Annotated in this window: 7 protein-coding genes and 1 pseudogene; 5 read left to right on the top strand and 3 right to left on the bottom strand. The window is 68.5% G+C overall.

The window, feature by feature from the left end:
- Both IY392_RS06945 and IY392_RS06940 read right to left on the bottom strand, forming a co-directional pair.
- A pseudogene (locus IY392_RS06945) lies at positions 1-416 on the bottom strand (adenosine deaminase); the annotation flags it as partial.
- On the bottom strand, positions 413-1,882 hold the full coding sequence (locus IY392_RS06940; protein WP_182611983.1) for a sodium:alanine symporter family protein: 1,470 nt from the start codon (positions 1,880-1,882) through the stop codon (positions 413-415). The pseudogene IY392_RS06945 and the gene IY392_RS06940, both read right to left, overlap by 4 nt.
- A gap of 56 nt (positions 1,883-1,938) precedes the next feature.
- Here IY392_RS06940 and IY392_RS06935 point away from each other — a divergent pair, with 56 nt between their 5' ends.
- The gene (locus tag IY392_RS06935; RefSeq protein ID WP_309234025.1) at positions 1,939-2,829 is read left to right on the top strand and encodes a DUF6363 domain-containing protein; all 891 of its coding nucleotides are present in this window, start codon (positions 1,939-1,941) and stop codon (positions 2,827-2,829) included.
- Positions 2,830-2,931: 102 nt separating this feature from the next.
- Here the strand turns inward: IY392_RS06935 and IY392_RS06930 are convergent, their stop codons facing one another.
- On the bottom strand, positions 2,932-3,078 hold the full coding sequence (locus IY392_RS06930) for a hypothetical protein (protein ID WP_194860841.1): 147 nt from the start codon (positions 3,076-3,078) through the stop codon (positions 2,932-2,934).
- Positions 3,079-3,314: 236 nt separating this feature from the next.
- Between IY392_RS06930 and IY392_RS06925 the strand changes: the two genes are divergently transcribed.
- The 4 genes from IY392_RS06925 to IY392_RS06910 all read left to right on the top strand — a co-directional run.
- Complete coding sequence (locus IY392_RS06925; protein WP_107755320.1) at positions 3,315-3,500, top strand: hypothetical protein; 186 nt, start codon at positions 3,315-3,317, stop codon at positions 3,498-3,500.
- Between the two features lie 153 nt (positions 3,501-3,653).
- Positions 3,654-5,342 carry a nitrite/sulfite reductase gene (locus tag IY392_RS06920; protein WP_107755321.1) on the top strand — a complete coding sequence of 563 codons (1,689 nt, stop codon included), beginning with the start codon at positions 3,654-3,656 and terminating at the stop codon, positions 5,340-5,342.
- Positions 5,339-6,121: a phosphoadenylyl-sulfate reductase gene (locus IY392_RS06915; RefSeq protein WP_107755322.1), complete on the top strand. Its 783-nt coding sequence runs from the start codon at positions 5,339-5,341 to the stop codon at positions 6,119-6,121. The genes IY392_RS06920 and IY392_RS06915 overlap by 4 nt, the downstream gene beginning before the upstream one ends.
- The coding region (locus tag IY392_RS06910) for an NAD(P)-dependent oxidoreductase (RefSeq protein WP_194860840.1) at positions 6,118-6,307 on the top strand (190 nt) is incomplete at its 3' end. The genes IY392_RS06915 and IY392_RS06910, both read left to right, overlap by 4 nt.

Below are 6,307 nucleotides of genomic sequence, written 5' to 3'. Positions count from 1 at the left end.
ATGCTCACGATGGCACCGGTCCACACCCCGTGGCGCCGGCCGGCGGCCGAGGCGGCGGGCAGGATGAACTCCAGGGCCTCCTCGGCTGAGTCGAAGGCTGCCGACTTGTCCGGGATGGAGGCGAACTCGAGCGCCACGACGCCCTGGGCGGCGGCGTCGGCCACCACCTCGTCGAGAAGTCGGCCGAGCCGCTCCGGGGTGTGCAGCAGAGAGATGAGCACTCCGTAGGCGTCGAGGAAGCCGCTGAAGTCGGGGAAGTCGATGAGCGGCTGGACCTCCACGCCGTCCTCGGCGCACCACTCGCGCATCGTCCCGGGGCGCATGGCGGCTTCGAGGTGGACGTGCAGGTGCGCCTTGGGCAGGACGGCGTAGCGCTCGTATGCGGGGGAGTGCCCGGCTCGCGCCGGCTGACTCACTCCTTCGGCTCGACGTCGCGCGCCTTGTCGGCGACGTGCTGCAGCGTCATCGGATCAGAACCGTCCCACGACGTGACGTTCCGGGCCCGGGGCAGCTCGTCCCGGTGGAACACGGGGTTGTGGCCCTCGGCCTTCTGGCGCAGGTAGTGCTGCAACAGCGCCACCGCGAGCCCGCTGAGGGGGATGATCGCGATGAGGTTGATCGTCGCCATGACGCCCATGAACAGGTCCGCAAGGTTCCAGATGAGGTCGACCGAGCCCAGGCAGCCACCGAGAACGGCGAGGACGACCAGGACGCGGAAGACCCGCAGGGCCATGGGGCTCTCGCGGAGGAAGCGGATGTTGGCCTCGCCGTAGTACGAGTTGCCGAGGATCGAGGAGAAGGCGAGGAAGAAGATGACCACCATCAGGAAGGGCACTCCCCAGTCGCCGACCTGGGAGGCCAGCGAATCCTGGGTGAGGGTGATGCCCTCGCGGTCGCCGCCGAAGTCCGGGTTGGCGAGAAGGATGATGAACGCGGTCGCCGAGCAGACGACGAGGGTGTCGAAGTAGACGCCGAGGGCCTGCACCAGCCCCTGCTTGACGGGGTGGGAGACGGATGCGGTGGCGGCCGCGTTGGGGACCGAGCCCATGCCGGCCTCGTTGGAGAACAGGCCACGCCGCATGCCCTGCATGATCGCCGCGCCGATCGCCGCGCCCGCGACCTCGCGGAAGCCCAGGGCGTGGCCGACGATCAGCGAGATCATCTCCGGGACCTCGGTGATGTTGATCGCCACGACCACCAGGGCGACGACGATGTAGGCGATCGCCATGAGCGGGACCACGATCTCCGTGACCGCCGACAGTCGCCGGATGCCGCCGAAGATCACCGCGGCCACCACCAGGGCCAACACGACGCCGATGAGCAGGCCCGGCCCGAGCCCCTCGAGACCGAACTGGTTGCGCACGGACGCGGAGATGGAGTTGGCCTGGACTGCGTTGAAGACGAAACCGTAGGTCACGGTGATGATCACCGCGAAGGCGACCGCCACCGGCTTCCACCCGAGTCCGTCACGGATGTAGTAGGCGGGGCCACCGATGTAGGAGTCCTTGCCCCGCACCTTGTAGAGCTGGGCGAGCGTGGACTCGATGAACGCCGTGGCGCCGCCGATGATCGCCAACATCCACATCCAGAACACCGCACCGGGTCCGCCGACCGTGATCGCGATGGCGACACCGGCGATGTTCCCGGTGCCCACGCGGGACGCGGCGGAGACGGTGAAGGCGCGGAAGGCGGAGATGCCCTTCTTGTCCGGCTCGATGTCCGAGGGCTTCTCGACGATCGTCCTGAACATCTCCGGGAACATCCGGATCTGCACGATCAGGGTCGTGAAGGAGAAGTACAGGCCGGCGATGACGAGGAGCGCGATGACCGCGTACCAGTAGACATCGTTGACGGATGCGATGAAGTCGGCGATTGCGCTCACTTCGGAGACGGTAGTCGATCATCATCGAAGTGACGGGGCGATTTACCCTGGGTGTCGTGACCGACTTATCGCCCACCGCTCCGGATGTCGCCGTCCTGTTCGAGGGCGGGGGAATGCGGGCGGTGCACACGGCGGGGGTGGTGGAGACCCTCATCGGCGCGGATATCCACGGGGGAATGGCCGCGGGAATCTCCGCGGGCGCCACCCATGTGGCCAACTATCTCTCCCGTGAACCGGTCCGGGCGAGGAAGAGCTTCGTCGAACTGGCGGCCGATCCGAACTTCGGCGACTGGCGCAGCTTCGCCCGCGGAAAGGGATTGTTCAACGCGGAGTACATCTACGAGCAGACCGGTCTCCCGGACCAGGTGCTGCCGTACGACTTCGACACGTTCTCCCAGAGCGGGACGGCTGCGAGGATCGGGACGTTCCGGTGTTCGGACGGTGCGACGGTCTTCTGGACCGAGGAGGACGCCGCGAGCATGTCAGAGCTCATGCGGATGGTCAGGTCGTCCTCGACGATGCCGGTGTGGATGCCGCCGGTCCTGATCGACGGCGAGTACTACGTCGACGGGGCGCTGGGCCGTGACGGAGGGATCCCGCTGTCCGCCGCGCGCGAGGCGGGATACGAGAAGTTCCTGGTGGTGCTGACCCAGCCGAGCGGGTACCGGAAGATCCCGCCGCGGCGCCTCACCCCGTTCTACCGCTCGTACTTCCGGCGTTTTCCGGCCGTGGGGGAGGCGCTCCTCCACAGGTGGGCGCTCTACAACGAGACCCTCGACGAGATCGAGGCCCTCGAGGAGTCGGGTGACGCCGTGGTGTTCCGCCCGGAACGCGTCCTGATCCGGAGTTACGAGCGCAGGGTCGACCGGCTCGCCGAGGCGTACGTCCTCGGGCGGGAGCAGGCGCGGCGAGAGGTCGCCGCCTGGATGGAGTTCTGCGGGATGTGATGGCCGTCGGAGTGCTGACGGGTCCCACGAAATGACGAGCGCCCCGGTGGCGGACCACCGGGGCGCTCGTGCTGGGCTTCGAGAGCCGATCAGCGGGGTCGATCAGGAGCCGAAGAGCTGCGCGCCGCCGCCGAGGGTGTCGAGGATGTAGGCGGGCAGCCGGAGAAGGCCGTCGATCGCGGCGGACCCGACGTTCGGGACGAGGTCGACGGAGCCGTTGGCGAGGGAGTACCAGAAATCAGAGAACATTGGCGTGTCCTTTCGAGAGGTGGCGCCCCACTGTCTGGCGGGACTTGTGGTTCACGTTACTGACGATCGACCGTGGTTTCCACAAACTCGCCCTCAGAGTAAACCTTCTCAGGCTATTCGCATCCCGCTCACTGGGGGGTTCCTACTTTATGAGGATCGTCCTATGATCAGATCAGGGCGACCGAGATGTAGTCCAACGGGTGGGCTGTCCAGGGCCGCTCTGGAAGGAGTTCATCATGTGGGGAAGTCTCGTGGAGTTCGCCGGTTCGTCCGTCGGCGTCGTGGGCAGTCTGGCCACCGACACAGGGTCGACGCTCGTCGACACCCTGACATTCCTCCCGGTTCACATCGTGGAGGCTCTCTGGATGACGGTGTTCGGGATCGCCGAGGACCTGGGGTCGACCATCATGCCGCCGGTCTGACAGGTCGCACGACGGGGTGATTCTCAGCCGCCTCCCCTCGTGGGGGGCGGCTGATCCCGTCGGGAGGCGGCCGTCGACAAGGGGTGGATCGCGAGGGGCGGGTCGCCCGCGCGCATTAGACAGACCGGTCTGTCGGCGGCTACCCTCGCCGTCATGACCGGTACCGCCTCCCGCCCCGCTCGACCCGCTCGCGCCCCCAAGCCCCAGGGCCAGTGGAAGATCGACGGCAAGCTCACCCTCAACCACAACGAGGAGTTCAAGCTCACCGACGACGCGCTCAACGTCCGCCAGCGCATCCTCGACACCTACTCCAAGGAGGGCTTCGCCTCCATCCCGTCCGACGATCTGTCGGGCCGGATGCGCTGGTGGGGCCTGTACACCCAGCGCAAGCAGGGTCTGGACGGCTCCCGGACCTCCAAGCTCGAGGCCGACGAGCTGCAGGACGAGTACTTCATGATGCGGGTCCGGACTGACGGCGGAGCGGTGACCACCGATCAGTTGCGGGTCCTCGCGGGCATCTCGACCGACTTCGCACGCGGCACCGCCGACATCTCCGACCGGCAGAACATCCAGTACCACTGGATCGCCATCGAGGACGTCCCGGAGATCTGGCGGCGTCTCGAAGACGTGGGGATCGACACCGTCGAGGCCTGCGGCGACTGCCCCCGGGTGATCCTCGGCAGCCCGGTGGCCGGCGTGGCCGAGTCGGAGATCCTGGACCCGACCCCGGTGATCGAGGAGATCAAGGCCAAGTACATCGGTACCGAGGAGTTCTCCAACCTCCCGCGCAAGTTCAAGTCCGCCATGACCGGGCACCCGAGTCTGGACGTGGTCCACGAGATCAACGACATCTCGTTGGTCGGCGTCCGGCATCCCGAACTCGGCCCCGGATACGACCTCTGGGTGGGGGGCGGACTGTCGACCAACCCGCAGCTCGCCACCCGCGTCGGCGTGTTCGTCCGTCAGGAGGAGGCGGCCGAGGTGTGGGCCGGCGTGGTGGGGATCTTCCGCGATTACGGTTATCGCCGCATGCGCACCCGCGCCCGCCTCAAGTTCCTCATCAAGGACTGGGGTGCCGAGAAGTTCCGCCAGGTCCTCCAGGACGAGTACCTGGGGCGCGAACTCCCGGACGGCCCCGCCCCCGAACGTGGAGTGGGTTCGGGCGATCACGTGGGCGTCCACGAGCAGAAGGATGGCCGCTTCTACGTGGGCGCGGCTCCCACCGTCGGCCGTGTGGGCGGGGAGAAGCTGGCGCAGGTCGCCGACCTCGCCGAGGCCGCGGGTTCCCACCGGGTCCGCTTCACCCCGCACCAGAAGCTGCTCGTGCTGGACGTCGAGCCGGAGAAGGTGGAGCAGCTGGTCGAGGGCCTGGCGGAGATCGGCCTGCACGCCCGGCCCAGCTCGTTCCGCCGCTCCACCATGGCGTGCACCGGCATCGAGTTCTGCAAACTCGCCTTCGTCGACACCAAGGACACGGCCACCGCGCTGATCGGTGAGCTCGAGAGCCGGTTCGCCGACGAGGCGCCCCTGCGTACGCCGCTGTCGATCCACCTCAACGGGTGCCCCAACAGCTGTGCACGCATCCAGACCGCCGACATCGGGCTCAAGGGCCAGCTGCTCGACGGCGACACCCCGGGATTCCAGGTCCACCTCGGTGGTGGCCTGGCCTCCCAGGACCAGGAGTCGGGCGGCCTGGGCCGCACGGTCCGCGGCCTGCGCGTGCCCTCCGCGGATCTGCCCGACTACGTGGAGCGCGTGATCCGCAAGTACAGGGAGACCGGTGCCGACGGCGAGACCTTCGCCGAGTGGGCCCACCGGGTGGAGGAGGAGGTCCTGGTATGACCGCAGTCGCTCTCGATCTGCTGCCCCGTAGCACCGTCCTGACCCCCGGCCCCGGCCGGCGCCGGACCACCGAGGAGCTCAAGGCGATCGCCGAGGACGCGGCCCGTCGCTTCGACGACCGCGGACTCTACGGCCGCCACGGTGAGGTCGACCCCGCCGAGGTCCTGGCGTGGGCCGGTGAGACCTTCGGGGACGCCCTGGCCGTGGCCTGCTCGATGGCCAACACCGTCGTTCCGGAGATGACCGCGCAGTACGCCCCGGGCGTGGACGTGCTCTTCCTCGACACCGGGTACCACTTCTCCGAGACCATCGGGGTCCGGGACGCCCTCGCGTCCACACCGGGGCTCAACGTGGTGGACGTGCGCAGCCCCGCGAGCCGCGAGGAGCACGAGGCCGCGCTCGGCCCGCGCCCGTTCGAGACGAACCCGGAGCTGTGCTGCCGCCTGCGCAAGGTGGAGCCGCTCGACGCGGCTCTGTCCGGCTACGAGGCGTGGATCACAGGCCTGCGCCGCGTGGACACCGACCACCGCGCCGGCGCGGCGATCGTGGAGTGGGACGCCAAGCACTCGATGATCAAGATCAACCCGCTCGTGGCGTGGACCCTGGATCGCGTGCACGCCTACGCGGAGGAGCACGGGTGCCTGCTCAACCCCCTACTCGACGACGGCTTCCCGTCGATAGGCTGTGAACCGTGCACCCACCGCGTCGAAGCCGGAGCGGATCCGCGCTCAGGTCGCTGGGCCGGTTCCTCCAAGACCGAGTGCGGCATCCACCTGTGACCATCGCCTTCGCCGACGCGGGACCTGCGGTCGAGCGGTCGGCGGCGCCCACGCTGGACGGCCTCCCTCTCACCGTGGGGCTGTCCGCCCGGGAGGTGCTCGTGGTGGGCGCGGGGCCCGTGTCGGTCCGCCGCGCCGAGACCTTCCTCGACGCCGGGGCGGTGGTCCGGGTCGTGGCCCCTCGGG

The sequence above is a fragment of the Dietzia sp. SYD-A1 genome (genome assembly GCF_015356725.1).
Classification (GTDB): Bacteria; Actinomycetota; Actinomycetes; order Mycobacteriales; family Mycobacteriaceae; genus Dietzia.
The sequence above is the reverse complement of the archived record's forward strand: the minus strand, read 5'-3'. Positions and strand labels throughout refer to the sequence as shown.

What these genes read in the sequence shown, in the direction of transcription:
- IY392_RS06915 (WP_107755322.1), top strand. Translation starts at nt 5,339, where the DNA reads ATGACCGCAGTCGCTCTCGATCTGCTGCCCCGTAGCACCGTCCTGACC.
- IY392_RS06925 (WP_107755320.1), top strand. Translation starts at nt 3,315, where the DNA reads ATGTGGGGAAGTCTCGTGGAGTTCGCCGGTTCGTCCGTCGGCGTCGTG.
- IY392_RS06930 (WP_194860841.1), bottom strand. Translation starts at nt 3,078, where the DNA reads ATGTTCTCTGATTTCTGGTACTCCCTCGCCAACGGCTCCGTCGACCTC.
- IY392_RS06920 (WP_107755321.1), top strand. Translation starts at nt 3,654, where the DNA reads ATGACCGGTACCGCCTCCCGCCCCGCTCGACCCGCTCGCGCCCCCAAG.